Below are 1,641 nucleotides of genomic sequence, written 5' to 3'. Positions count from 1 at the left end.
CTCTTATAGGTACAAAATCTGTCTTCCATAATACCCCTCAATTCCATATAGTGTATATTAGTATTTATAATCTACTTAAAATACAACATTAATTAGTATTATAGTTATATTATATAAAAAAATTAAGGTTGGTTACACACCAACCTCAAATATTATAATATAATACAAATCAATCCGCCACTGCCTTCATTTATTATCTTTTGTAAAGTTTTTTGTATCTTAACTTGTACGTCTTCAGGCATTTTGTATAACTTATTTTGTAATCCTTCCTTAATCAATACTTCTAAAGGCTTACCAAACATATTACTTTGCCATAATGATTGAGGGTCGCTATCAAATTGTTCCATAAGTGATTTTACAAGTTCTTCACTCTCTTTTTCAGATCCCATAATAGGACTGATTTCTGTCTTTATATTCGCCTTAATAAAATGTAATGATGGAGCAGAAGCTTTTAATTTAACTCCAAACCTATTGCCTTGCTTAACCATTTCAGGTTCTTCAAACTTCATTTCAGCTAATTGAGGTGGAACTAAACCATAACCACTTTCTCTAACATCAATTAAAGCATCCTTAACCTTATCGTATTCTTTCTTAGCAAAATTTAAATCCTTAATTATTGATAATAAGTCACTTTCAGATTTTACATCTAAATCACAAATATCACTTAAAATATTATAGAATATTCCATCTTTAGGTTTCATTTTTAAAGTTGCTTTTCCTTCACCTAAGTTTACTTGACTTATTTCAATAGGAGCTATATTTTCCTCATCTTTAAACATTTCAGCTATAGCTTTTACATCTCTTACTCTACTTATACTTTCACACATATTTTTTACTATATTAAAGAAATCTTTTTTAAGCCAATTATCACACTCTAATCTTTCTATCCAAGTTGGCATATCTATGTTAATTTCTCTAACCGGGAATTCCTTAAGTACATGTTTAAATACATCTTCTACATCATCTTCATTCATATTTGCTACATCCATCACTTGGACTGAAACATCATATTTTTCTTCTAGTTCTTTTTTCAATGTTCTTGTTTCTGGAGAGTTTATATGTTTAGTATTAAGTACAACTATAAAAGGCTTCTTGATAGCTTTTAATTCTTCTATTACTCTCTCCTCAGCTTCTAAGTACTCATTTCTTTCAATGCCTGTAATACTACCATCAGTCGTTACTACAAGACCTATAGTTGAATGATCAGTTATAACTTTTCTTGTTCCTATTTCTGCAGCATCTTCGAAAGGAATTTCATATTCATACCATGGAGTATTTACCATCTTTGTATCTTCTCCATCCATATATCCTATTGCCCCTTTTACTATATAACCAACACAATCAACCATTCTTACTTTAAACTTTATTTCTTCATCAATAGTAATTTCTACTGCCTCATTAGGTACAAATTTAGGTTCTGTTGTATGAATGCTCTTTCCTGATCCACTTTGAGGCAACTCATCCTTTGCTCTTTCCTTCTTATAATTATTATCAATCTTTGGTATTACCATAAGGTCCATAAACTTTTTAATAAATGTTGATTTACCAGTTCTAACAGGGCCTACAACACCTACGTAAATGTCACCTTGTGTTCTTTCAGCTATATCTTTATATATATTAAAGCTGTCCACGGTGTACCTC

1 protein-coding gene is annotated in these 1,641 nt (G+C 30.2%); it reads right to left on the bottom strand.

Going from position 1 to position 1,641, the window contains the following annotated elements; all coding sequences use genetic code 11:
- Positions 1–152: 152 nt before the first annotated feature.
- Positions 153–1,631 carry a stage IV sporulation protein A gene (gene spoIVA, locus E6248_RS15865; protein ID WP_316341734.1) on the bottom strand — a complete coding sequence of 493 codons (1,479 nt, stop codon included), beginning with the start codon at positions 1,629–1,631 and terminating at the stop codon, positions 153–155.
- Positions 1,632–1,641 lie beyond the last annotated feature (10 nt).

The sequence above is a fragment of the Clostridium sp. genome (genome assembly GCF_032552055.1).
GTDB lineage: Bacteria > Bacillota > Clostridia > Clostridiales > Clostridiaceae > Clostridium.
This window is presented reverse-complemented; position numbering and strand designations above follow the sequence as displayed.